This is a genomic window from Bifidobacterium sp. UTCIF-1 (assembly GCF_006408915.1).
Taxonomy (GTDB): domain Bacteria; phylum Actinomycetota; class Actinomycetes; order Actinomycetales; family Bifidobacteriaceae; genus Bifidobacterium; species Bifidobacterium reuteri.
This window is the reverse complement of record NZ_JFAG01000012.1, coordinates 16,779-41,972: the sequence shown is the minus strand read 5'-3', so window position 1 is coordinate 41,972 and position 25,194 is coordinate 16,779. Positions and strand designations below refer to the sequence as shown.

The following is a 25,194-nucleotide window of genomic DNA, read 5'->3' as shown; positions in this document are numbered from 1 at the left end:
GTCGTTCATCATGTTTGATCGTCCTTTGCGCGGGGCTCAGCTCAGTCGGATGCGCGGGTCAAGCCAGGCGGAGAAGATATCCGCCAGCAGCGCGCCGGTCAGCGTGCACACGCCACCGAACGCGGCCACGGCCACGGCACCGTTGATGTCGTTGTTGGCGATGGTCTGGGTGAAGTACATGCCCAAGCCGTTGATAGCGAACACGTTTTCGGTGATCACCGCGCCGGTGAACACACCGGCGATGGAGAAGGCCACGTCCACGGCGGTCGGAATCAGCGAGGTGCGCAGCGCGTGGCGGCGGATGGCCGCGTTGAGCGTCAGGCCCTTGGCGCGGGCGGTGCGCACGTAGTCGGCGTTCATGGTGTCGAGCAGGTACGTGCGCTGGGTGAGGTGGTAGCCCACCATGCCCGGAATCGTCATCACGATGGTGGGCAGGATCAGGTGCTGCAGGTAGTCAAACACCCAGAGCACCGGGTTGGAACCTTGGTAGGAGTGCAGGCCGGTCACGTAGAACGCGCGGCTGCCCACGATGTTGTTGAAGTTGATGGCCAGCAGCACCACCATCAGCCCCATGACGGCGGCCGGGACCACCAGGAAGAACGTTGCGGTGGTGTTGAGCACGCGGTCCTGCCACTTGTACTGGCGGATGGCCGTGTACACGCCGATGCTCACGCCGAAGAGGATGGAGAGCACGGTGGCGAGCGTCACCAGCTGCAGCGAAGCGGAGATACGGGAGGCGATGGCCGGCGCCACCGGCGACTGGTCCGGGCTCAGGCCCCAGTTCCACTGGGTGAGGATGCCCTTGAGCCAGCGGAAGTAACGGATGACGACCGGCGTCTGATCGTTGATGTTGGCCAGATCGAGCGACCGGTTGATCGACTCGATCGGCGGATGCGGATTGCGCGACATGTAGTTCGAACGCGGATCCATGAATGCGCTGGCCAGGAAATACGTCATCGATACTGCCACGAACAGCATGATCACGTAGTTCACAATGCGCTTGATGATGTACTTGAACACCCAACCACCTCCCAGATAACTGGGGGAAGTGATACCTCCCCCCGCTCAAAACCACAAATTGAGTCCAATATATGGAATATGGGTATTGACTTTTCCGACTTTTTCCTGTATGGAAAACTGCGAAAACACTTACTGTATATTGGGCAAATGCTGGGCAAACATCCGTTTGTTAATTTTGTATTTCCTGAGCCTTTGCTGGACATGCCTTATACTTTCGTGTCAGCAGTCCGCCGGCCCGGATGGTGACAGTCCCCGCCGCCGGCAACGGATTATCCATCAGCATCAGACAGGGGCATCATGACGACAGACGCCAGCGCACGGGCCATCAAACCCGAACTTCTGCGTACGTACACCGAGGATTTCAACAAGGACCGCGCCAACCTGATCGCGGCGGACGCGGCGGTTTCGGCCGGCGTGCTCAAGGCGGCCACCGACTATCGCGGCGTGCGTGCGCTGCCGCGCGACTTCTCCATCGAACTCAAGCAGGGTTCGATCACCAATCAGGAGCGTTCCGGCCGTTGCTGGATGTTCGCCTCCCTGAACACGCTGCGTTACGAACTCATGCATCGCTGGAATCTTGAGGATTTCGAGTTCTCCGAGACCTACCTGTTCTTCTGGGACGCGATGGAGAAGTCGAACACCTACCTGGAGAACGTGCTGCGCACGCTCGACGAGCCCACCGACTCGCGCCTGTTCGAAGCCATCAACTGGGGCCCGTCCGACGACGGCGGCTGGTGGCAGATGTTCGCCGCGCTGGTGAACAAGTACGGTCTGGTGCCCAAGAGCGCCTACCCAGAGTCTGAGAACTCCCGTAATTCCGATGATTTCAAGCAGTACCTCAACTCCAAGCTGCGCGAGTTCGCAGCCGAGCTGCGCCGCCGTTCGGCTGCGGGCGCTGGCGAGGACGAGCTGCGCACGCTGAAGGACGAGTACATGGGCACCGTGTACCGCATCTGCGCCGTGTCGCTTGGCGAGCCGCCGGAGAAGTTCGACTTCTTCGCGCGCACCAAGGATGACGCCGAGGCCGACGCAGACGGCAAGGCCGAATCCTGCAAGTGCGGCGACTCCTGTAAATGCGAGGGCAAATCCGACGCCAAGGCCTGCAAGTGCGATAAGGACAAGTCCGACAAGCCGAAAACCGGTAAGGACGAGCGCCCGCAGATTCGCGAGATCGGCATCACCCCGCTTGAGTTCTACAAGAAGTACGTGCCGGTGGACGTCAACGATTTCGCGACGCTGGCCAACGCCCCACTCAAGAACCGCCCGTTCAACCGGCGCTACCGCATCCGCTTCAGCGCGAACGTGGTCGAGGCTGGCGATATGGAGTTCGTCAACGTGCCGCTGGACGTGTTCAAGAAGGCCGCGCTTGACCAGCTCACCGCCGGCCACCCGATCTGGTTCGCCTGCGACTGCACGCAGTTCGCCCTGCGCAAGGACGGCTTCTTCGACCAGTCCGTGGTGCGCGTCGACCAGCTGTTCGGCACCGAATTCACCGGCGACAAGGCCCACGGCCTCGAATACGGCGACAGCCCGAGCAACCACGCTATGACCTTCACCGGCGTGAACCTCGGCGAGGACGGCAAGCCGAACCGCTGGAAGGTGGAGAACAGCTGGGGCAAGGACGCCGGCAAGGACGGCTACTACGTCATGTCCGACGCCTGGTTCGACCGCTACGTTACCGAGCTCATCATCCGCAAGGAATACCTCGACGACGCCACCCGCGCCCTGCTCACCACCGAACCAGTCGAGCTCGATCCCTGGCAGCCCCTCACCCGTCGCTGCCGCTGACGTCCCGCTGGCGGGAGCATATATTCGAATGCCTCTTCTCTCTGTTCAGAGAGAAGAGGCATTACGTTATGCGAGTACGCCCGGCCGCACCTATTCGAGACTATCGCGGCTGAGCTGAGCAAAAGTGCCGTCATCATCGGCCAATTGCCGGTAGGTTCCGGCCTCGCTAATTGTTCCGAACTAGTTATCCACAGAGTTATCCACATCTCCCGCAAGCTAGAGCCACATACCCCGGTTTTCATAGCGAGCATGTGACCGCTGCGCTACGGTGGCGTCATGAACGACATATTGCCCACTCCACCGCCCGGCGTATTCGACGACGAACCGTCCGGCTGGACCCGGCCCCACACACCGGGCGTTGCGTCTGCGCGCACCATCAATCCTGAGCTACGTTCATCACCATGTATGGCGAGTTCCGCGCCAACTGTGATTACAGGCCCTGTGTCGCCAGCAATGAGCGAAACCCTCACCCAACGTAAGCGGGAAATGCTTAAACGATGCACGGACGCCGCGCAACAGCTCGGGCAACCGGTGCTCTTCGGCATGGCCACATCGCTGATACTGCAATCCGTGCCGCTTCCCAAGGATTGCGATATCGACCCCGCCGAGCTCCATACCGTCTCCGACTCACACCGCACACGAATACGTGCCATCGTGCCGCCAACGACACCACACATCTGGAAGCCGCTGAGCGATGCGCACAATGTGCGTATCAACAAACATGTGTACGCACTGGATCTGATACACACTTGGGCACAACTCGCCGCTCATATTTCGCTCGAATCGCTGGTCATACTTGGCGACGCAATCCTTACGGCAATCGCCCGCAAGCCGGGTCTGGCGAACGGCCGCACTGCTGACGGCATTTATCAGGACTTCGTGCGGCAAGTCACCGAACTCCCGAAATTCAACGCAAAATCCAAGTGCATGATCGCTCTTGCATTCATTACGCCCCGCGTGGACTCTCCGATGGAATCAAAGACCCGCATCGCGACGACGAAATACGGGCTTCCGCCAGCCGTGACAAATTACACGGTGCCCGGCGCGACATTCAGCAACGGTGCGCCGATAACGCTCGATCTCGCTTGGCCCGAATTTCGCGTCGCCATCGAATATGACGGCGATCATCATCGCACCGACAAAAACCAGTGGCGGCGGGACAACGACAAGCGCGAACTGCTGCGACATCATCATTGGATCGTCATCATCGCCACTGCCGCGAACATGGCCGATGAGCCATCCCAAGCCGAACTCGCCTACCGGGTCGGGCGGCAGTTGGCATTGCGAGGTGCCGTATTCGATTTCACTTTGACGGCAACGCCACTCGATGAGCTCGCCCGGCGGAGGCGACGAAGAATATAACGTTTATCGCGAAAGTCGTACAGTATCCATGTTGCGCCGACGCTGCGCGACTCGGTGTCCGTGTCCGATGTCCCGGTAGCGATGTCAATCGATTTATGTGTGGACCGGGCCAGATTTCGCTGTCCCGGTTCTCCATTTCGCCCCTTTTTGAGCAACCAAGACAAAATTTCATTCACCTATCACCCCACCGTGCAATATTCGCCATCGTACATCGGCGGAATTCCGGGGTTTTGGGATTACGGATAATGGGCGTTTACAAGGGGGCTGTCCCGGTTCCCAATAAGAAGCCGAAATCACGAACTGGGACAGCGAAATCTGTCCCGGTAATCGCGTCAATCGGTTGCCGTCATCACCGGAACATCAACTGCGCATAGGTCGAACGCTTCAATGCGCAACAGGCATGCGACCATATCGCGATAGCGATATTCCGACGGAAGTATGGGACTCACCACGCGACCAATATTATTTGCCGAGCTTTGGAGCCTCGTGCTTGGCGTGGCGGATCACGGCATCGGGGAAACCGGCGTGGATGTAATCGGACAGCATCCGCAATAGCCTCTCGTCAAAGGTGTGCCGCTCATCGCTGCTGGCATCGATCAGGATGAAATCCCATGAGTATTCGGTGTCACCGTCGTTGATGATGAGTCCGCGGCCAGTGATTTTTGCGGCCAGCAACGCGGCGATCTGTATGGCGCCTCGCTTGACCAAGGCCGATTCCGCTTGAGTCAGGTTGCCCGAAAATGTGACGGTATACATCATTAGTCCCCCCTTCTTTGTTATTTTCTAGAACAGCAATGCCTTATTGTAAACAGACAGCACTCTGCCATAATCCTTTTTCAATATGCGGCCCATGGCATTCCCAGTATTAAAAAAAGAAACCCGGCGGAGGGGGCCGCCGGGTGAGAGAGAAGAGAGAAGAAGGGTTCAGTTATGGGGTTCGAAGAACCTCGCCACCGGTATGAACTTCATTCCGTTGACATCTTCTATATAACCGCTCCATGCTTGGCGAATTGATGTGCTTGTCTGGGAAAAGTCTTGGCGGAGTGTGACGAATTTGTGACGCCCGCCGACAACCGGCCTCGCATTGTCGGGGCTTGACCGCACATACGGCAACGGGCCACCTCGCAACACTTCATGTGCGAGGTGGCCCGTCAGCTACGAGCTAGCAATGCCGAATCATTCGGCGGCGAGCTTGGCCTTCTCGGCGGCCAGACGCTCGGCTTCGGCGGCACGGCGAGCAGCCAACGCTTCATCGAAGCGAGCCAGCTCCTCTTCCACGGCCTCGGTCGGAATCTTGGCGAAGATCGGCGCGGGCTTAGGCACCACGGCGCCGACCTCGATTGCCTCGCTCTTCCACGGGTGCACGTTCACACCGAGCTCGTAATCGCCGGTGATGATCGGATACGTGAAGCCGGGCTTGTCGAGATCCTCGACTTCCTTGAGCTCAGGCAGCGGCGAGAAGGTGCCGGTGCCGCCGAGCGCCTCCCACACCTTCTGTGCGGAGTGCGGCAGGAACGGCGCGAGCAGGTGGTTCGCGTCAGACACGGCCTGAGCGGCCACGTGCAGCACGGTGCCGAGACGAGCCTGGTCGTCCTTGATCTTCCATGGTTCGGTGGCGGAAATGTACTTGTTGATGTCGCCGACCACACGCATCGCCTCGGTGAGCGCATGCTTCTGGTGATGGGTCTCGATGGAGGAGCCGACCACGTCGAACGCGGCGGAGGTCTCCTCCAGCAGGCCGCGATCCTCATTGGTCATCGAGTCCTCGTCAAGCGCCGGAATCTCGCCGAAGTTCTTGTTGATAAGGGTGGCCACACGATTGACCAGGTTGCCCCAGGAGGAAGCGAGCTCCTCGTTGTTGTGGCGCACGAACTCCGCCCAAGTGAAGTCGGAGTCGGAGGATTCAGGGCCGGCCACGGAGATGTAGTAGCGCACTGCGTCCACAGGGTAACGGGCGAGGATGTCCTTCACGTAGATCACGATGCCGCGCGAGGAGCTGAACTTCTTGCCTTCCATGGTCATGAACTCGCTGGCCACCACCTGCTCGGGCAGGTTGAGCGGGCCCATCGGGCCGGTCTTGCCGCCCTTGGAGCCCTTGCCGTTGTAGGCGATCATTTCGGACGGCCAGATCTGGGAGTGGAAGGTGATGTTGTCCTTGCCCATGAAGTAGTAGGCCGGGCAGCTCGGGTCGTTCCACCATTCGCGCCACTTCTCCGGGTCTCCTTGACGGCGGGCCCATTCGATGGAAGCGGACAGGTATCCAATCACAGCGTCGAACCAAACGTACAGCTTCTTGTTCGGATTGTCGATCCAGCCGGCCACCGGCACCGGGATGCCCCAGTCGATATCGCGGGTGATGGCGCGCGGCTTGACTTCCTTGAACAGGCCGAGCGAGAAGTTGATGACGTTCGTACGCCAACCCTTGCGGGTCTCCAGCCATGCCTTGTTGGCTTCGGCGAGCGCCGGCAGATCGAGGAAGTAGTGTTCGGTCTGCTCGAAGCGCGGCGTTTCGCCGTTGATCTTGGAGACCGGATTGATCAGCTCGTCCGGGTCGAGCTCGTTGCCGCAGGCGTCGCACTGGTCGCCGCGAGCGCCCTCGGCGCCGCAGATCGGGCAGGTGCCTTCGATGTAGCGGTCAGGCAACGTGCGGCCGGTGGACGGGCTGATGGCCACCTGCTGCGTGCCCTTGTAGATGTAGCCGTTCTCCAGGCACTGCTTGAACATCTCCTGCACCACGTGTTCGTGGTTGCCGGTGGTGGTGCGGGTGAACAGGTCGTAGCTCAGGCCGAGGTCGCACAGATCCTTGGCGATGACGCGATTGTAGCGGTTGGCCAGCTCCTGGGCGGTGAGGCCTTCCTTCTCAGCTTCCACCAGGATCGGGGTGCCGTGCTCATCGGTACCGGAGACCATGAGTACGTCATTGCCCTTCATGCGTTCGTAGCGCGCGTAGACGTCGGACGGCACACCAAAGCCGGCGACGTGGCCGATATGACGGGGGCCGTTCGCATACGGCCAAGCAACATTCACCAATACATGACTCATAACCCCCGATTATCCGGCGCATTGCGGACACGCCGTAAAGCAAACAACCCAGTGGGTTGTTTGTAGGCGTGTGCGAGACGACAGTCGAGCCAACATAGCGCGGGCGCAGCCCGACCACAATTGCAGGACCACGCTGGGAATAAAGAACAGTCCTGCGGACTGTTCGCCAGCGTGTGCATGGCGACAGCCATGCCAGCAAAGCGCGGGCAAAGCCCGACCACAATTGCAGGACCACGCCGTATCGCGCCCTGCCAATCATCCATCCACAATCATCCATCCTCCGCACTTATCCACTTATCCACTGTTTTCGTCATGCCGATGGCACGCGGGCGCGCGTTGTGCCACGGTAGGGACATGAGTACCGATATGAACGCCGCAGGCACCGGCATCGCGCCTCGCAACAGCACGCCTCGCAACAGCACGCCTCGCAACAGCACGCCTCGCAACAGCACGCCACACAGCAGCACGCCACACGCAACGAGGAACGCCAATGGCCCACGCGCGATGCATCCAGCCGGCCGCTCATCGCATTCCGACACGACGCGCCCGTCCACACTGCCGTCCATCACCTCTGCCGCCACCCCATGCCAACCGACAGTGCCGATACTGCTGCATACCAACGATCTGCCCGGCCCGCTCAGTCTCAGTCGGCTCAGCGCATTCGGCACCGTCAACCAACTGGACGAATTCTCGGGCTACTGGTCCGATCACGCCAACACGCTGTACGGCCGAGCCGCCATCGTGGCGTCTATTGCGCCCTTCGGCACAGTGGCCTGCACCTATACCGCCGCATGGGTTTGGCTGGGCGGCGACCCGTTTCCCAACACCATCGACGTGATCTCCACCTCTCATTTCCGTTCGTCGACCGTCGGCCGGCGCATCCGCGTGTTCAAACGACTGACACTGCCCGAGCAGATACTCAAAATCGGATCCCTCACCATTACTACGCCGGCCCGCACCGCCTGCGATCTGGTCATGGCGCCCGAAAGCGACCCGGATCCCTCCACCATCAACGCCCTGGTGTGCCAACTGATGTCCGCATACGAATTCCAGCCGGACGACTGTCTGCAAATCGTCAAAGAGCATCGGCATCACAAATACGCGGCCCGCGCCAAGGAGTTCTTCACCGCCATCCAGCGCGAGATCGACGAAATCACCACGGAGCGATACTCATGATGGAATGGAACCACCGGCGACCTCGTATCCGGAAACGGTCCTCGCAGCGACTGCATCGTCTGCGCCAATCGCATCGGCTTCCCCAGTCTTCCTCCACCGCTACGGCATCCGCCCCTATCTCCGACTTGACCACTCCCCCCGCCCCGCCAATCGCCCTGACGCCGCTCGTGGCATGCGATCCGTCGACTGAAGCGGAGACGCTCTGGCACATCGCGCTTCATGTGCCAGAGCTGCGACGGTGGATTGTGGCGAATCCTTCCGCCGACGCGGCTATCCTGGAATTCATTTCCCAAGCAGGCGGGCCGGGCGTGCGGCAATCGCTCGAAATACTGCTCGAATCCTTGGAGGATGAGTAACGAACAGTTCCGCTGGCAGAAGTAAGTCAGCCGCAGGCATCGGCTGCGAACATCAGCCGCGGATCTCCAGTACCGCGGAGTACACCTGCTTGCGATTGGCCAACGATCCGTCCGGCAGCGGGTGTTCCTGCACGACCTGGGCAATGGCATCCTTGATGCGCAGCCCGTCTTCGAGCGCACGGTCGATGGCGAGCACGGCCATATCCTCCACACTCAGCATATTGGGGGCCGCAGCCTCGGCCTCCTCATTGGACGCACCGGCGATCACCAGTACCATTTCGCCACGTGGCGGGTCGTCGATCACGCCTTGGCGAATCTCACCAATCGGCCCGCGACGCACCTGCTCATAATCCTTGGTGAGTTCGCGGCACAACGCCATCGGGCGGTCAGGACCGAACGCATCGAGCAGGTCGTCCATCGATTCGGCGATACGATGGGGCGTCTCGTAGAACACGATGGTGCGACGTTCAGGCAGCAGCGCGCGCAGGGACTGTACGCGCTCGGAGTGCTTGCGCGGGAGGAATCCTTCATAGCAGAAGCGGTCGGTGGGCAGGCCGGAGAGGGCAAGCGCATCGAGCACAGCGGACGGGCCCGGCGCGCAGGTCACCGGCAGCCCGCGTTCGATGGCGCGGCGCACGATGGCCAGACCGGGGTCGTTGATGGTGGGCATGCCGGCATCCGAAACCACCAGCACTGTGGCACCAGTCTTGACCTGATCGAGCAGGCCGTCCGCCTTGGCTCGCTCGTTGTGGTCGTGGTAGGCGACCACGCGGCCGGTCACATATACGCCGAGACGACGGGCCAGATCGTACAGTCGGCGGGTGTCTTCGGCGGCGATGATGTCCGCACGCTCCATCAGCGCGACCAGGCGGGCGGAGGCGTCGCCGATATTGCCGATCGGGGTCGCGGCGAGCACCACGGTGCCGGCGGGAATCTCGACGGCCGCTTCACGGGATTGCGCATGCGGAGCACTGTCGGCGGCAGCTTCGGCGACGGGAGCGTCACCGTTCACCTCCCTCTCATCGTCGGAGCGGAACTGTTCGGTGAAATCGGTGGCACGTGTCGTCATATCTCCAGTATTGCCTAAGCCACGGAGCATTTCACTACATAGCGAACGCTGTTTCTCCGTTACGAGGGGCCGACTACCGTCTTTCGGAACATCTGCCTGCCTTACAGGGGTCCCGCTCCGGGACAGCAGCCATGCGAAGCAGCGCGCAGCAACGATTCTGCCACGCACCGCCCCGAGCTGCCGGAATCAAGCCAATCAGCAAGAATGTTTGGCAAAATCGTTGCGGTTTGAGCTATGCCGACGACGCTATGCCGACGACAGCACCTCGTATCGCAGATAGTCCAGATAGCGCGAAAAAGAAAAACCCTCCGGGGTGGAATCCGGAGGGTTCGTGGAGCTGACGGTAATCGAAACCGCGACCTTTTCGATGCGAACGAAACGCTCTACCAACTGAGCTACAGCCCCTTGGCGTGTTGCTCTGCTCCGCAAAGCAACTCGCAACAGTATAGTACGAAGTGCGGTCAAACGCAATTCGGCGTGGGACGTCGCTCGAGAGGGAAAGAGAAGGGAATCACGCCTTACGCGCGCCAAGCACGTCAAGCACCTTCTTCTCGTCATAGAACGCGAACACGATGCCGCCGATGCCACACAACACAGCCGCACAAATGGCTGCGATGCGGTAACCGGCACCGGATGCCACGCCAATCGTCGACACACCGGTGAACAGCAGCATGGCCACGGACTGGCCCATCTTCATCGCGAAGGTGCGGGCGGCGTAGAACATACCCTGACGATCCTGACCGGTGACGCGCGAGCTGGCGTCGGCGATGTTGGCCACAATGGCTTGCGGCAGAATGCCGAACGCGGCCATCGGAATCGCCCCCACCACCGAGAGCATCAGCCCCTGCGCCATCGCCGGCAGGAAGCCCAAAGCACCGGAGCCGAGCGCGCCGGCGAACGCGAACGCGCAGGTGAAGATCACGAACGCCACCAGCAGCAGACGCTTCTTGCCCACGCGGTTGGCCAGCAGATTCACCGGCAGATAGAACAGCACGGAGACGCCGGTCATGAGCACGAAGTAGATGGTCGTGGTGGTTTCGGGGAGCTTGAGCAGCGAGGTGACGAAGAACGGCAGTCCGGTCTGGAAGGTGGTGATGGCCACCCAGTAGACCACGTCGGAGCAGACGAACTTGCGGAATTCGCCGTCGCCGAAGGTCTGCTTCAGGGATTCGATGGTCGATTCGGAGGTGGGCTGCGAGTTGACGTAGTCCTTCTCGCGGATGGCGAGTGGCGGCACCAGCATGCAGGCGAACGCCACGGCGGCCATGATGGTGAAGGTCACGCGGATGGCGGTGATGCGGCCCATCGCCGGCACGAAACCGCCCCAGATCACCGGCGCCACATACGCAATGGCCGTGCCCGCCACCCACGTGAAGGAGATGGCGGTGGAGATGGTGAGCTGCTGCTTGGAGTCATGGCCGAGTTCGGCGATGAGTGCGTTGTATGGCGTGCAGTAGAACGTGAGGGCGATGTAGTAGCCGATAACGGTGACGAACAGGAACGCCGCGTTGGCCCAGCTGGTGCCGTTGATCGGACTCCAGAATACGAGCACAGTGATGATGGCGAGCGGCGCTGCGGCGAACTTGAGGAACGGCATGCGGCGGCCGGAACGAGCGTTGCACCGGTCGGACAGGGACGCGACCGCGGGGTCCACAAACGCGTCGAAGAAACGGGCGAACGCGGTGATGCCGCCCACCACGGTCACTATGCCGAGCACCACGAGGCCTTGCGGCACGAACACGGTCTGGCCTTGCGAGATAGTCTCCTGGTCGGGCTGGTAGAAATACACCAGCCAGTTGGAAATGATGCCGGAGAGCAGCGCCCAGCCGAACTGACCGATGGCGAACGCCCACACCTTGGGCAGGGGCAGGTCTTTGATGGATGATTTCGACGATGCAACTTGCGCTCCCGTTACATTTGCTGTAGTCGTATTGCCCATTCCCATACCTCCGAATCAACATTGACACAGTGTCAAAATCCAGTATACACCGGGAGAACCACGCGTTCTACGATGGTAGGCATGACTGGTTTGACCGAACGATTGCCGCACGTCGCCGCCTTTCCCGCTGCGTTGGGCACCGGACTGCTACTGCACACCGATGCCGCACTCAATGATGGGATTCGAGACCGGATTGGCACGTTCATCGACACATACGAGTCCGCGCTGTCCCGGTTCAGAGGCGATTCGACTGTCGGCCGGATGCGTACTGCCGGGCACGGCGGCACGTTCGATTTCCCAGAATGGTGCGGTCCGCTGTTCGACCTGTATGATCGCCTGTTCGACGCCACCGATGGCGCAATAGACCCATGCGTCGGCGAGGATTTGATTCGGCTTGGTTACGATGCCGCTTATTCGTTTGCCGTTGAGTCCGACGCCGCCGAACATGCAGGCGCAATTCACGGACGGGCCGTTTGGCCAGTTGACGTTGAGCGCCATGGCACGACGCTAGTGACGCACGGACCGGTCGCGCTTGATTTTGGTGCGTGCGGCAAGGGGTATCTGGTGGATCTGATCGCAGAGATGCTGGAGGCGGCCCACGCAGCGCCCCAGCCCGTTCAATACGTCATCGACGCAGGCGGGGACTTGCTGATTCACACGAACACGCCAATCACTATCGCACTGGAGGACCCCGCCAATCCGGCCAACGCCGTAGGCGCGGTCGGAATCAGCCAAGGCGCATTCTGCGCGAGCGCCCCCAGCCGCCGCCATTGGGGCGAGGCGGCCGGACATCAGCTGCATCATCTGCTCAATGCCATCGACGGGCTCCCGGTAGACGAGGTGGCCGCCACGTGGGTTGCGGTGGAGATTGAATCATCTCAAGATGATGCTGGCCGGAAAGGCAACCGTGCAGTCAGACGGGAAGTCGATCGGGAAGCCGGGCTGCGCAATCATGACGTCCCTCCCGCATATTCCACGGCCTTGGCCGACGGATTGGCCACCGCCCTGTTCACCACCCCAGCCAACCAGCTGCGCGCCCACTTCGATTTCGACTGCGCTATCCTCAACACCGACCGCACCGCCGCACAATCCGCCGGATTCCCCGGCAGCTTCTTCGTGCGATGATTCTGCGTACTATTTCAAGCTATCTCGGCTCAATGAGGTACATTTCACGTCTTACAGAGAGCTATCTGCCTTACGTGAGGTACATGATCCGGTAGCCCGAGGCCAACAACCGCAGAATATCGCTATCTCCACAGGCTGAATACCCGCAGTTCGAGAATCAAGGTACCTCATTCAAAGCAGATAGCTTTCCGCAAAACGTGAAATGTACCTCATTGAAAGCAGATAGCCATCCATATTTATCAAGAACCACTCCGCATGCAGCCTCGCTGCACGACTCGGGGCGCAGAAGACGCGCCATCAGGCGATTTGCGCGAACTGGCTGTTGTAAAGGTCGGCGTAGAAACCGCCAGCCGCCAGCAACTCCTCGTGCGTGCCGCGTTCGATTACGTCACCATGGTTCATGACGAGGATCATGTCGGCGTCACGAATCGTGGAGAGGCGGTGCGCGATCACGAAACTCGTCCGCCCGACGGTCAGCGCGTCCATGGCCTTCTGGATGAGTTCCTCGGTACGGGTGTCGACCGAGGAGGTGGCCTCATCGAGAATCAGGATCGGGGCGTCCTGCACCATGGCGCGGGCGATGGTGAGCAGCTGCTTCTGGCCTGCGGACAGGGCGGCCTTGTCGTCCAGGACCGTGTCGTATCCCTGCGGCAGCGAGCGCACGAAGTGGTCCAGCCCGACGGCGCAGCAGGCCGCCTCGATCTGCTCGTCGGTGACGCCCGGCTTGGAGTAGGCTATGTTCTCGCGCACGGTCCCGCGGAACACCCACGTGTCCTGCAGCACCATGGAGAACTGGTCGTGCACGTTCCACCGCGGCACGCTGGCCGTGTCCACGCCGTCGATGGAGATCGAGCCGCCGGAGATCTCATAGAAGCGCATGAGCAGGTTGACCATAGTGGTCTTGCCGGCGCCGGTCGGTCCCACGATGGCGACCTTCTGACCGGCCGCAACCGAAGCGGAGAAGTCATGGATGATCGGCTTGTCAGGCTCGTAGCCGAACTGCACATGCTTGAATTCCACGTCGCCCTTCACCGGATGCCCGTCGCCCCCCAGCAAGGCGGACTTGCCGGATTCGTCGGCCATCTCCGGCTCCTCGAGGAAGCCGAACACGCGCTCGGCGGCGGCCGCGCAGCGCTGCAGGTTCTGGAACGCCTGGGCGAACTGGGAAAGCGGCTGGTTGAACAGGCGGATGTACATCATGAACGCCACGATCACGCCGAACTCGATCTGCCCATCCATGGCGAGCGCCGCACCCACCACGCACACCACCACGTAGCCGAGGTTGCCCACGAACTGCATGAGCGGCATCATCAGGCCGGAGAGGAACTGCGACTTCCAACCGGATTCGTACAGATCGGCGTTGTGCTTCTCGAAGCGCTCGATCGAATCCGCCTCGCCGTTGTACGCCTTGACGATGAGATGCCCGGCGTACATCTCCTCCACATGACCGTTCACATCGCCCAGCGCCATCTGCTGGCGCACGAAGTACTTCTGCGAGGTCTTCATGATCACCATCATGAGCACCATGCCGAGCAGGCTGGTTCCGATGGCGCACAGGGTCATGATCACGTTGTTATAGAACATCATGACCAGCGCACCCACGAACAGCGCCACCGAGGTGATCAGTGCGCCGAGCGACTGTCCCAGCGTTTGGCCGATGGCGTCCACATCGTTGGTGATGCGGGAGAGCACGTCGCCGTAGCTGACCTTGTCGAAGTACTTGAGCGGGAGTTTGTTGATTTTGACCGAAATCGACTCGCGCAGCCGCTGGGCGGTGCGCTGGGTGACGTTCGCCATCAGCCAGCTCTGCGCGTAGCCGAGCACCGCGTATCCCACGTACAGCGCGACCAGCATCCACGCGATGCGGCTGACTTCGCCGAAATCGATCGATCGCATGACCGGCCGGCCGTTCACGATGGCGGGCAAACCGTTGACGATGGCGTTGGTCATCTCCTTGAGCTTGTCCGGGCCGATGATCTGGCAGATGGTGCCGATCGCGCCCAGCACGAGCGCGACCGCGATGACGGGAATGTAGTTGCGGCAATAGTGCACGAGCTTGCCCATGACTTTGCCGAAATCGTTGGGCTTTTCGACCGCGCGCCCTGCGCCCGGCCCGTGCCCCATAGGTCCTCTTGGCATGTGTTGCTCCTTATAAGTCCGTATTGGCCTCCCTCTGATGAGGGGGGCTGTCAGCGAAGCTGACTGGGGGGAGAGATTCACTAGCCGCCGTCTCTCCCTCCGTCATCGCTTCGCGATGCCACCTCCCTCATCAGAGGGAGGTCTTTGAACGGCAGTAGCCCTTACGCAGTAAGCTCCGATTGGCTGAGCTGGGATTCGGCAATCTGCCGGTAGATCTCGCAGGTCTTCAGCAGTTCGCGGTGGGTGCCTTGGCCGACGACCTTGCCGTCGTCGAGCACGACGATATGGTCGGCGTTCATGATGGTGCCGATGCGCTGGGCCACGATGAGCTTGGTGGAATCCTTGGCCTCGCGGGCGAGCGCGTCACGCACTTCGCGGTCGGTTTTGAAGTCGAGCGCGGAGAACGAGTCGTCGAAGATCAGGATTTCCGGGTGACGGTAGACGGCTCGCGCGATGGACAGGCGCTGCTTCTGACCGCCGGACACGTTCGAACCGCCCTGGGCTATCGCGGCGGAATACCCTCCGTCCATGCGATCCACGAATTCGCTGGCCTGTGCCACATCGGCCGCCGCTTTGATACGATTCAGCTGCTCGGCCGGCATATCGGCACTTTCCGCAGCTTTGCCGGCGGCGATCAACGCGGCCTCGCGCTTACGGCCGGCGATGGTGGAGGTATCAGCCATTTCGACATCCGCCGACTCGCCCCGCACATCGTCGCCGTAGCTCACGTTGGAGGCCACGGTGCCCTTGAACAGCACCGACTGCTGTGGCACGTAGCCGATCTTGTCGCGCAGGGTCTTCACATCGTAGTCGCGCACGTCCACGCCATCGACCAGCACCTGGCCGCCGGTGGCGTCATAGAACCTGGGTACCAGATTGATGAGCGACGACTTGCCGGAGCCGGTGGAGCCGATGAACGCCACGGTCTGCCCGGGCTCGGCGGTGAAGCTGATGCCTTCGAGCGTGGCCTCGCGCGAATCGGGGTAGGCGAAGCTCACGTTGCGGAATTCCACCGTGCCGCGCGCGGCGGTTTCCAGCGCTTTCTCGGCGGCGGATTCGCGGCCGTCCTTGACCAGCGGTTCGGTGTCGAGCACTTCGAGCACGCGCTGCGCGGACACGTCGGCGCGCGGCCAGAGCACGAACACCATGCTCATCAGCAGGAAGCTCATGATCACCTGCACGGAGTAGTTGGAGAACACCACCATGTTGGAGAACAAGGTGAGCTTGTCGGTGAGCGCGGCCGCGTCGATCAGGTAGGCGCCGATCCAGTAGACCGCGAGCATGAGGCCGTTCATCACGGTGTTCATCAGCGGCATCATGAACGCCATAACGCGATTGGTGAACAGCTGGGTTTCGGTCAGGTCGCGGTTGGCCTTGGTGAATTTGGCCTCCTGATAGTCCTCGGCGTTGTAGGCGCGGACCACGCGCAGACCGGTGAGGTTCTCGCGCGCCACGAGGTTGATGTTGTCGGTGAGAGCCTGCATGGCCTTGAATTTGGGCATGACCATGGCCATCATGATGGCGACCGCGCCCAGCAGGAACGCTGTGGCGATGCCGGTGGCGAGCGTCCATTCGAAGCCTTCGTTCGCGATCTTGGCCACCGCCCACACGGCCATGATCGGCGACCTGACGATGAGCTGCAGGCCGATGGTGATGAACATCTGGATCTGCGTGATGTCGTTGGTGGAGCGGGTGATGAGGCTTGCGGTGGAGAGTCGGCTCATTTCGGCCGGGCCGAACGACTCGACCTGACGGAATTCCAGCGAGCGCAGGCGCTGGGTGAACGACGAGCCGACGCGCGCGGACAGGAATCCGGTCACGACTGCGCACGCCACGGAGCCGAGCGAGATGAGCAGCATCTTGCCGCCGGCGATCCAGATGTCCGACATGGCGCTGCCCGGCGTTTCGACCAGCTTGGTGATGTCCGACATGTAGTCGGGCAGCTTCAGGTCGAGATAGATCTGCCCGACGATGGTCACCAGGGCGATGAGCATCTGACCGATCTCCGCTTTGGAGAGGTATTTCAGGATGCGAAGCATTGGTTTCCCCTTGGGTTGGTTGGATTGGTTTGGATTGGATTGTTTGTTTGATTAGATTCTTTTGGTTTGCATTGGACTGTGTTTGCTTGGTGTTTTGCTTGGCTTGCTGATTCTTATTGCCGGCTTGGCTGTCGGCCAAGCATCGGTTGTGTATTACATCGGTTGAGCATTGCCGGGCATTGGCACACAGGCCTACGGCCCCAGCAAGTTATCTTCCGTTATTGAATTACTTACAGTGTAAGATATTACGCGTGGCAACGACAAAGGCTTCTGGACTCCGCATATTTCTCTTTGCGCGAACGCGAACCACACGGTGAAGCCGCGCGCACCCAGGCGCGCGATGAAGCCACCGACAAACCGTCTACCGAATCCTCCCAGACGGCCCCGGGAAGGCTTTCACCGCAGGAGCCCGAGTCAGAGCCCGAGCCGCGCTGTCCATTAGGCGGCGAAGCGACTTTCCTTCGAGCCATTCCCGCCGCTACAATCCTCGACGAGCATCAGCCGCACGCCCGCGCTGCTCCTCCTCAGCCCCGACTTGCCGATCGCGCTTCTCGAACGCGGCCCGCACTTCTTCCGGCGTGGGACGCGGCTTTCCCGGACGGCAAATCGACATGTAGGTCATGAATTCGCGGGAGAGGTCAAGGAATTCGCGAGTTCTGCGCTCCCCCATCTGCGAGAAGATCCAGCAGACGGCATCACGCATCTCCTGCATGTCGCGGCGCCCATGCTCGCGGCCGGCGTCAGTAAGGCTCACACGAACCACACGCCGGTCGTTGGGATCCACTTCGCGCGTCACCAGACCTTTTTTCTCCATGGCGGCCAGCAGTGTGGAGACGCGGCCGGAGGTGGCATGCATGGAATCGGCCAGCTGCGAGGGGGTCATGGTGCCGACATGGGCCAGCTGACGGATAGCGAACGCCTCGCCGTGCGCGCCGCGCATCATCTCGCGCTGCATCGCCGACCTATGGCCCCATACCGTGGTCCACAATTCGTGGACCGCCTCATCCTCAAAGCCCATATCGCCTTCCATTCTCCTGTAATCCCGGCAGCGCGTCATACATAATCGCGAACGGCGTTCACCCGCTTTGCAAGCGACCCCACTACCCGACTCGAGCGTATCCGCCCCACCAAGGCCTCAGTCGCCGCCAGACATGCCGCGCCATACAGCCATCCTAGGTTACCTCACACTGTAAACAATTTTTATCGTCTGACGAATCACCATCCGCATCATCGGCATCGACCAACTTGCACATACGCTTTCAATGGCCACCGGGCAGGCTTAGTCACCATCAACGCACACGCCACAATCAATACGCACGGATCGCATCGGCAATGAAGTTTCCAATGCATCAGCCGTTCGCAGCAATACGGTATAGTGAATCCCGTAAGCAACGAGAAGAGGCTTCGCAGGATGAGGGCGAAGCCGGAGCGCATGCGTTACTTACGACTGCACAGCAATGCGACGATGCTGATGACACCGACGCATGTCGCCGCGGTCCACGTCTCCGGGACGCGAACCGCGAGGATTACCATAACCATCATTATGACAACCCACGTCCAATCGGGTTTGCATGAACCCTGTTTCTTCCGGTTGTTCATTTCTGCCTCCTATTCATGGCAAACAGAAGGCCGGGCCGGGTCTGGCCCGGCCTTTGCCATTGGGAAGTCCTGATTCTCAATAACGCAGAGCGCTAGCTGTGCTGAGCGCGATGCACTACAACACGCTCAGCACATGCGGGAGCACCACCGCGCCGACGTGCTTATCTGCTCCGCCCACCGCCAACTCGCTGCCGCTCGCGGGGACGCGCAAAAATCCCAACAATCCATCTCGAATCGCTCAAAACCGCGCAGAATCGCCCGTGCTTTGGCTTTCATGACGTAGTTCGCCTATGCTAGGGAACGATAGATGGCATGGACGCCATCCCAATGAAGGGGATTAATGATGATTCGCAATCGCAAGGTCTTGCTATGCAGTATTGCCGGATGCACGCATGAAGCCGAGGAGGCAGGCCTGTGCACGGCGCACTTCACTTCCGCGCTGGTGCACGGCACATTGCAGTACGGTTTCGCCTCAGGACGCCCTGCGCAGCACTGAAATCACACGCCATTCCGACGTGGCCCATGCCATACGAAGTAATAGAACTCAGATATCGGCTGTCGCGACACTCTTTCGTGCCACGGTAGCCGATTTCGCATCATCGCGCCAGTTTTTCTTCCATGCAGGAAATCACACATCCTTTCGCCACAATTTCTCATATGAAAGAAAGACAGCTTCGGCTCGTCGACCGGCCTGCATGCCTTGGCCGTATCATGCCGTTCGTAAATGAAGCAGACGCCTTTGCGACAGCTGGTTGACACACCCGATATTCGATGATTCGTTACTCACATAGTGGATACCTGACGCATACCGGTCCGTATGGTAAACACAGCAACGTAGACCCCACGGTGAGATGCACAAAGCCCCGGTATCCGGGCATCATCGATGCAGGAACCGGGGCTTATGGGTGCAGCGCAGTACAGTGCCGCGCGCGTTCAGTCGTGATGCTGCAGCGCGGCCTTCAGATCGCGATTCTGGAAGCGGTCATGCAGCAGGCAGTAGCCGCCGAACACCACGAGCCAGACCAGTCCGGCGATTGCGGACATGCGCGTGTCGTCGGCCAGGAACAGCGTGCAGTAGACGAACACGAAGAACGCGATCGCCACCGTATTGAGCACTTTCCACGCGGGCATCACGAAGCCGTCGGCGATGAAGTCGGCGGATCGGCGATACTTGCGGTGGGCGATCATCGTGAGTACGTAGATGAACACGATGACGGCGCTGGAGGCGGAGGCGAACAGCACGAACGCGCCGGAGACGCCGGGGATCGCGTTGACGATCGGCGAGAGCAGGATCAGTGCGGCGGACACCAGAATCGCGCGCGCCGGCACCTGTCGGCGGGAGACTTGGCCGATCTTCTGGAATGCAGGCGACTCGGACTCGCTCGCCAGTTGGTAGAGGTGGCGGCCGGCCGAGTACAGCAGCGAGTTCAGGGCCGAGGAGGCCGCGGTGATTACCACGAAGAACACCATCGCGGCCGCCCATTTGAGACCCGCGAACTGGAACACCATGATGAACGGGGACGCGAAGGAGCCATCCTTGTTCGGCTTGAACGTGGTCCACGGCACGATCACCATGATAGCCAGCAGCGCGCCCACATAGAAGATGAGCACGCGCACGATGATCTCGTTGACGGCCTTCGGCAGCACCTTGCGCGGGTTCTGTGTCTCGGAGACGGTGACGCCCACGAATTCGATCATCTCATACGCGAAGAACACCATCTGGAAGCTCATCAGGAAGCTCAGCCAGCCGTTCGGCGCGATCTGGAAATTGTTGGTGATGTTGTCGATGCCCGCATGGCCGGCCGGCGAGATGCCGTCCTGGCCGGTGATCTGCACGGCGTCGTAATGGTAGCCGATCACCACCATCACCACTGCGGTGGCGATCATCGCGCAGATCAGCGTGATCTTGATCATCGAGAACCAGAATTCCGCCTCGCCGAACGCCTTGACGGCGATGAGGTTGATGGTCACGAGCGCGGCGAGGAAGCACAGCTCGATCAGCCATTTCCAATGGCTCAGATCGAAGCCGAACGTGTCGAAGAACGTGATGAAGTACGTGGAGACGGCCGTGATCTCGCTCATGCCGATGAGCACGAGCACGATCCAGTACGACCAGCCGGCGAACTTGCCCCATCCGCGGCCGAGGTAGCGGGTGATGAAGTTGATGAACGTGTGCTGGCTCGGGTCGCGGTACATCAGCTCGCCGATGGCTCGCATGAGCAGGAACATGATGATGCCCACGCCGATGTACACGAACACGATGCTCGGGCCGGTCAGCGCGATGGATTTGCCGGAGCCGAGGAACAGGCCGGTGCCGATGGTGCCGCCGATGGCGATGAACTGCACGTGCCTGTTGTTCAGGCCGCGCGCCATCTCGTTGTTCTTGTCGAGGCTTTCGACTGATTTCAGAGTACCGGAATCCCTTTTATTCCCAGCGACGTCAACGCTTCCAATACCACTTCCGGCCGTCGTGTTCGATTCGGTCATACAACTCGTTCTTTCCCGCTGCGCGCCGCCCATGCCGACATCAATCGCATAGGCATGCGCACCAACTGTTCAATTCAAGTTCAGACTGTAGCATTGCTTGGCTCTGCGGGACTGCGGCGGTTCAACGAACAGGCGTAACAATGTTGTAAATTTCCGTCCGAAAAGTTCAATTATTGTCGCATAAATTGAACCGCTACTCCACGGATTTGAGTGAGCTGACGGGGTCGATCCGGTCGAGCACCGGGTTGGTAAACAGCTGCACGAGCAGCGCGAACACGAACGTGGCCGCAGCGGCGATGAGGTAGCTATACCAGTGCACCTCCACTTCGAAATACAGCGACGGCATGCTCAGCGCAGCGGTCAGCAAACCACCTATCCACCGGCCGAGCGGCAACCCCACGAGCACGCCCATGCCAGTGAGTATCAGCATTTCGCGGTTCACATATGAGTGCACTTCCCTGTCGAAGAAGCCGAGCACCTTCAGCGTCGCCATCTCACGCACCCGTTCGGAGACGTTCGTATTGGCCAGCGTGAACAGCACCACCAAGGCCAGGCCGCCCGCCAACCCGACGATCAGCGCCACCACCGCGCCCATCAGATCGAACTTGAACGATTCCGCCAGATGCGCGGAGCTCACCGCCTTGAGCACCGCCGGATCCTCGCCCAGCCGGTCCGAATACGCGATCTGATCGGCATCGGAGCCCTTGAGCTTGGCCAGCATGGCGTTCCACGTCAAGGTCGAGGAGGAACCGCCGGGATCCGACGACGCTGCCGCGTCATCCGTATCCTTAGCACCATCCGCAACAGCACCATCCGCAACAGACGCCGTCTCGCCGCCCGCCCGGGAGGAGGCGTCACCCGCGAACTTCTGGTCATACAGCCGTTCGCTGATGTACACATCCGAGCCGATGAGGTTGCGCGTCACCGCGGCGACCTTCACCGTGGCACGCGCGCTGCCGCCGTTGCCGAGCGTCACGGTGTCGCCGGCATGCACGCCCAGCGAATTGGCCGCCGACTGCGCCACAATCACCCCGCTATCATCCAGCGTCACCGAGCCGCCGCTGCCACCGGAGCCACCAAACCAATCCGACACATCGGCAAACCTCGGCAATCCCAGCCAACCGCCATCGTCCGCCGATCGAAGCGTCACCATGTCGTTCAGCGCGGCGAGCGAATCCTCCGGAACCGTCATCAGCTGCACGGTCTCGCTCTCCTCAGCGGAGTTGGACATCGTACCGTTGTCCACACGCAGATTCAGCGTTTCGGAGGTCTTCCCGTCCGCCGCAATCCGCTTGCGCATCGCGGCGGCATCGTCGTCGTTGGACACGACCATCAGATCATACTGATAAATCTTCTCGTACTGTTTGACGCCGATGGTGGCCACGGTGTCGTTGATCGCGAATCCGCAGACGATCAGCGCCGTGCAGCCGGCCACTCCGCCCACGGTCATCAGCAGTCGCTCCTTGAACCGGAAGATGTTGCGCGCGGTCACCTTGCCGAGGAAGCTCAGCCGACCCCATACCGGCGTTATTCGCTCCAGCAGGATGCGCGCGCCCGCCTTGGGGGCCTTGGGCCGCATCAGCACGGCCGGTGCATGCCGTATCTCGCCTCGGCAGACGAGCGCGGTCGCCACACCCACGCCCACCACGAACAGCAGGATGCCCGCAGAGCCATACAGCCAGTCATATTCGAGCCGCACGCCGGGCAGCACGTACAGCCCCTCGATCACCACGAGCAGGAACGCCGGAATGCCGAGGAATCCGGCCAGCAACCCGACCCCGCCACCGATCAGACAGGCGAGCAATGCGAACAGCAGGTATCGCATGGACACCGTGAGACCGCCGTAGCCGAGTCCAAGATATGTGCCGATGAGGCCGCGATCCTCCTCGACCATACGGGTCATGGTGATCAGGCTCATGAGCACGGCGACCATCAGGAACACGACGGGGAACGCGCGGCCGATGGATTCGATGGAGCTGATATCCGATTTGAACGCGCTGAATCCGTCGATTGAGGCGCGTGTCTGCACGTACCAGCGCGCGTTGGCCACGTCGTCGATGCGGCGCTGTTGCTGGGCGAATGTGCTTTCCGCCTCGCTGCGCTTGGTATCCAATTGTTGTTGCGCTTCGTCGAGTCGTTGCTTGCCATCCTGAAGCTGCCGCTCGCCCTGTTCGAGCTGGCGTTCGCCTTCTTCGAGCTGCTGTCGGCCGGCCGCCAGTTGCGCGGCCTGGGCTTCGAGCTGCGCCGACTGCGTTTCCAGCTGGGTGGCGTTGGCCTCCAGTTCGGCGGATTGCGTATTGAGCTGGGCTTCGCCGGCTGCGGTTTCCTGTTCTTTGGCGCTCAGCTGCCGGTTCTGCTCATCCAAGGTGGATTGCGCGGGGATGATGGTCTCGTTCAGCGTGCGCTGCAGTTCGGCCTGCTGTCCGGCCAGCGAATCGCGCTGGGTCTGCAATTCGGCCTGTTTGGCGGCGAGCTGCTGCCTGAGCGATCCGATGGAGGGGGCGTCCGGCACGGTGATGCCGAGGCGCGCGAGCAATGCCTTGATGGCCTGCCAGGTGGGCGAGTCAAGGTCGATATTGGGGTCGAGCTGGGCCAGCAATCCGTCGGCCTGTTCGATCAGCGCAAGCATCTGATCGATTTGCGCCATGCCTTGGCTGATTTGCGCGATGCCTTGTTCGACTTTGGTGCGATTGGCGGTCAGCTCGGCCTTCGCAGCGTCTAGTTGGCGCCGGGCGCTGTCCAATTGTGATTTGCCGGACTCAAGTCGGGCGCGCGCGTCGGCGATCTGCTGCCGACCCTGGGCGATGCGTTGGCGTGCGTCGGCAATCTGCGCGCGCCCCTCGGCGAGCTGCTGTTCGCCGTCGGTGAGGGTCGTCTTGTTCTGCTCCAGTTGAGTACGACTGTCTGTCAGCGTATTCTCGTTGGCCTGTAGTTCGGCCCGATTGCCGTCAATGGTCTTTTGGGCGTCATCGAGCTGTTTCATGGCCTTGGTTTTGGCGTCATCAAGCGTGTTCTGCGCGTTGGCCACGATATGTTGGCGCCGGTTTTTCTGCTGCTCGTTCTGCACCTGGCTCTCGATGCGGTCGGCGACGGTCTTGACGGCGGCGTCGTAGTCATCAGAGAACGTGTCGTATGCGGACGCGCCGGCGACGGAGATGGAGATTGCCGTGTATACGTTGCCGGTCACGCCCGCGCTGGGCGCGAAGAACACGTAATCCTCGGATGACGTGGACCGGAAGGAGGCCATGCTGGAGTAGCCCGCCGGATTGCTGAGGTCGCGCGGGTCAAGCACCACGCCGGTGATGGTGAGTTCCGTGGGGAATTGCGGGGCTTGCTCGGTATCGGCGCCCAAAGCGCCTGAGCCGTCCGAGGCGGAGGAAGCGCTCCCGGCACCTGTCGATGACGATGTTGCGGCATCAGACGCGGCCCCCACTTTCCCGGAGTCTTCAACTGCAGCGGTGTCATCGCCGGTATTGCCGTCACCGTCTGTTTCGGACGGTATATCCTCGGCGATCGGCGACGAAGTCTGCTGAGCAGCCACGGTGATATGACTGCCGATCTTGAGGCCGCTGTCATCCAGGAACTTCTGCGTCACTGCCACTTCACCGGCTTTGTCCGGCATCCTGCCCTGCTGCAGATACGGCTGATCGAGGCCTTCGGTACCGATCTCCTGCATGGTGACGGTTTTCTTCGCGCCATCGACCATGGCCGTCACTGTCTGCGAGCGCTCCGGCTGCACGACTTCCACACCTTCAACCCGTTGCAGGGCGTTTACGTCGTCGTCGGTCAGCCCATAGGTGGAGAGTACCTGCAAATCATGCAGCCCCTGCTGCTGGTAGAACCGGCCTGCCGCGAGGAAGGCGTCGCGGCAGCCGGCGTAGATGCCTGTCAGTACGGCCACCCCGAGCATCGTGATGACGGCGATCGACACGAATCGCTTCCAGCTGCGCAGCCAGCAGCGCCACATATCCTTGGCGAACGCGCCGGAGAGGCCCGCACCACGCATGGCACTGCCGGTATCGTCAGGACTACGCTCTTCTTCGCGTTTCACGG

The 25,194-nt window shown here is 61.0% G+C and carries 16 protein-coding genes and 1 tRNA gene; 6 read left to right on the top strand and 11 right to left on the bottom strand.

Annotated features, from left to right (window positions below):
- Positions 1 to 36 precede the first annotated feature (36 nt).
- Complete coding sequence (locus BW09_RS06620) at positions 37 to 1,020, bottom strand: ABC transporter permease (RefSeq protein ID WP_044090581.1); 984 nt, start codon at positions 1,018 to 1,020, stop codon at positions 37 to 39.
- 297 nt (positions 1,021 to 1,317) lie between these two features.
- Here BW09_RS06620 and BW09_RS06615 point away from each other — a divergent pair, with 297 nt between their 5' ends.
- Positions 1,318 to 2,808: a C1 family peptidase gene (locus BW09_RS06615; RefSeq protein ID WP_044090580.1), complete on the top strand. Its 1,491-nt coding sequence runs from the start codon at positions 1,318 to 1,320 to the stop codon at positions 2,806 to 2,808.
- A gap of 276 nt (positions 2,809 to 3,084) precedes the next feature.
- Complete coding sequence (locus BW09_RS06610) at positions 3,085 to 4,170, top strand: hypothetical protein (protein WP_044090579.1); 1,086 nt, start codon at positions 3,085 to 3,087, stop codon at positions 4,168 to 4,170.
- A 462-nt stretch (positions 4,171 to 4,632) separates the two neighbouring features.
- Here BW09_RS06610 and BW09_RS06605 read toward each other — a convergent pair whose 3' ends face one another.
- Positions 4,633 to 4,929, bottom strand: coding sequence for a hypothetical protein (locus tag BW09_RS06605; RefSeq protein WP_013141452.1), 297 nt, complete (start codon positions 4,927 to 4,929; stop codon positions 4,633 to 4,635).
- Positions 4,930 to 5,346: 417 nt separating this feature from the next.
- Positions 5,347 to 7,212, bottom strand: a complete 1,866-nt coding sequence (gene metG, locus BW09_RS06600; RefSeq protein WP_140463030.1) for a methionine--tRNA ligase — start codon at positions 7,210 to 7,212, stop codon at positions 5,347 to 5,349.
- A gap of 504 nt (positions 7,213 to 7,716) precedes the next feature.
- On the opposite strand from metG, the gene BW09_RS06595 reads away from it, so the two are divergent.
- Both BW09_RS06595 and BW09_RS11140 read left to right on the top strand, forming a co-directional pair.
- Complete coding sequence (locus tag BW09_RS06595; protein WP_044090638.1) at positions 7,717 to 8,388, top strand: hypothetical protein; 672 nt, start codon at positions 7,717 to 7,719, stop codon at positions 8,386 to 8,388.
- On the top strand, positions 8,385 to 8,744 hold the full coding sequence (locus BW09_RS11140) for a hypothetical protein (protein ID WP_223847937.1): 360 nt from the start codon (positions 8,385 to 8,387) through the stop codon (positions 8,742 to 8,744). Before BW09_RS06595 ends, BW09_RS11140 begins: the two co-directional genes overlap by 4 nt.
- Before the next feature lie 52 nt (positions 8,745 to 8,796).
- Here the strand turns inward: BW09_RS11140 and rsmI are convergent, their stop codons facing one another.
- The 3 genes from rsmI to BW09_RS06575 all read right to left on the bottom strand — a co-directional run bounded on the left by rsmI (position 8,797) and on the right by BW09_RS06575 (position 11,752).
- Positions 8,797 to 9,813 carry a 16S rRNA (cytidine(1402)-2'-O)-methyltransferase gene (rsmI, locus tag BW09_RS06585; RefSeq protein ID WP_223847938.1) on the bottom strand — a complete coding sequence of 339 codons (1,017 nt, stop codon included), beginning with the start codon at positions 9,811 to 9,813 and terminating at the stop codon, positions 8,797 to 8,799.
- Positions 9,814 to 10,145: 332 nt separating this feature from the next.
- Positions 10,146 to 10,218: transfer RNA gene (locus tag BW09_RS06580), tRNA-Ala, on the bottom strand.
- Between the two features lie 106 nt (positions 10,219 to 10,324).
- Complete coding sequence (locus tag BW09_RS06575) at positions 10,325 to 11,752, bottom strand: MFS transporter (protein WP_044090633.1); 1,428 nt, start codon at positions 11,750 to 11,752, stop codon at positions 10,325 to 10,327.
- Between the two features lie 81 nt (positions 11,753 to 11,833).
- Between BW09_RS06575 and BW09_RS06570 the strand changes: the two genes are divergently transcribed.
- Positions 11,834 to 12,877 (top strand): FAD:protein FMN transferase, encoded by a 1,044-nt coding sequence (locus BW09_RS06570; RefSeq protein ID WP_140463025.1) that lies wholly within the window; start codon positions 11,834 to 11,836, stop codon positions 12,875 to 12,877.
- 297 nt (positions 12,878 to 13,174) lie between these two features.
- On the opposite strand, the gene BW09_RS06565 is transcribed toward BW09_RS06570, so the two are convergent.
- From BW09_RS06565 to BW09_RS06555, 3 genes are all read right to left on the bottom strand, one after another.
- Positions 13,175 to 15,016, bottom strand: coding sequence for an ABC transporter ATP-binding protein (locus tag BW09_RS06565; protein WP_140463023.1), 1,842 nt, complete (start codon positions 15,014 to 15,016; stop codon positions 13,175 to 13,177).
- 161 nt (positions 15,017 to 15,177) lie between these two features.
- Entirely contained in the window at positions 15,178 to 17,055 is a 1,878-nt protein-coding gene (locus BW09_RS06560; RefSeq protein ID WP_044090630.1) for an ABC transporter ATP-binding protein, read from the bottom strand.
- 478 nt (positions 17,056 to 17,533) lie between these two features.
- A complete protein-coding gene (locus BW09_RS06555) occupies positions 17,534 to 18,073 on the bottom strand; it encodes a MarR family winged helix-turn-helix transcriptional regulator (RefSeq protein WP_044090628.1) in 540 nt (179 codons plus the stop codon).
- Positions 18,074 to 18,994: 921 nt separating this feature from the next.
- On the opposite strand from BW09_RS06555, the gene BW09_RS10925 reads away from it, so the two are divergent.
- A complete protein-coding gene (locus BW09_RS10925; RefSeq protein WP_156100226.1) occupies positions 18,995 to 19,150 on the top strand; it encodes a hypothetical protein in 156 nt (51 codons plus the stop codon).
- A 437-nt stretch (positions 19,151 to 19,587) separates the two neighbouring features.
- Here BW09_RS10925 and BW09_RS06550 read toward each other — a convergent pair whose 3' ends face one another.
- Positions 19,588 to 21,141: an amino acid permease gene (locus BW09_RS06550; protein ID WP_140463021.1), complete on the bottom strand. Its 1,554-nt coding sequence runs from the start codon at positions 21,139 to 21,141 to the stop codon at positions 19,588 to 19,590.
- Between the two features lie 193 nt (positions 21,142 to 21,334).
- Complete coding sequence (locus BW09_RS06545; RefSeq protein WP_181161719.1) at positions 21,335 to 25,147, bottom strand: FtsX-like permease family protein; 3,813 nt, start codon at positions 25,145 to 25,147, stop codon at positions 21,335 to 21,337.
- Positions 25,148 to 25,194: the final 47 nt, after the last annotated feature.

What these genes read in the sequence shown, in the direction of transcription:
- BW09_RS06615 (WP_044090580.1), top strand. Translation starts at nt 1,318, where the DNA reads ATGACGACAGACGCCAGCGCACGGGCCATCAAACCCGAACTTCTGCGT.
- BW09_RS06560 (WP_044090630.1), bottom strand. Translation starts at nt 17,055, where the DNA reads ATGCTTCGCATCCTGAAATACCTCTCCAAAGCGGAGATCGGTCAGATG.
- BW09_RS06605 (WP_013141452.1), bottom strand. Translation starts at nt 4,929, where the DNA reads ATGATGTATACCGTCACATTTTCGGGCAACCTGACTCAAGCGGAATCG.
- BW09_RS06575 (WP_044090633.1), bottom strand. Translation starts at nt 11,752, where the DNA reads ATGGGCAATACGACTACAGCAAATGTAACGGGAGCGCAAGTTGCATCG.
- BW09_RS06565 (WP_140463023.1), bottom strand. Translation starts at nt 15,016, where the DNA reads ATGCCAAGAGGACCTATGGGGCACGGGCCGGGCGCAGGGCGCGCGGTC.
- rsmI (WP_223847938.1), bottom strand. Translation starts at nt 9,813, where the DNA reads ATGACGACACGTGCCACCGATTTCACCGAACAGTTCCGCTCCGACGAT.
- BW09_RS06545 (WP_181161719.1), bottom strand. Translation starts at nt 25,147, where the DNA reads ATGCGTGGTGCGGGCCTCTCCGGCGCGTTCGCCAAGGATATGTGGCGC.
- BW09_RS06550 (WP_140463021.1), bottom strand. Translation starts at nt 21,141, where the DNA reads ATGACCGAATCGAACACGACGGCCGGAAGTGGTATTGGAAGCGTTGAC.
- BW09_RS06595 (WP_044090638.1), top strand. Translation starts at nt 7,717, where the DNA reads ATGCATCCAGCCGGCCGCTCATCGCATTCCGACACGACGCGCCCGTCC.
- BW09_RS06555 (WP_044090628.1), bottom strand. Translation starts at nt 18,073, where the DNA reads ATGGGCTTTGAGGATGAGGCGGTCCACGAATTGTGGACCACGGTATGG.
- BW09_RS11140 (WP_223847937.1), top strand. Translation starts at nt 8,385, where the DNA reads ATGATGGAATGGAACCACCGGCGACCTCGTATCCGGAAACGGTCCTCG.
- BW09_RS06570 (WP_140463025.1), top strand. Translation starts at nt 11,834, where the DNA reads ATGACTGGTTTGACCGAACGATTGCCGCACGTCGCCGCCTTTCCCGCT.
- metG (WP_140463030.1), bottom strand. Translation starts at nt 7,212, where the DNA reads ATGAGTCATGTATTGGTGAATGTTGCTTGGCCGTATGCGAACGGCCCC.
- BW09_RS10925 (WP_156100226.1), top strand. Translation starts at nt 18,995, where the DNA reads ATGATGATTCGCAATCGCAAGGTCTTGCTATGCAGTATTGCCGGATGC.
- BW09_RS06610 (WP_044090579.1), top strand. Translation starts at nt 3,085, where the DNA reads ATGAACGACATATTGCCCACTCCACCGCCCGGCGTATTCGACGACGAA.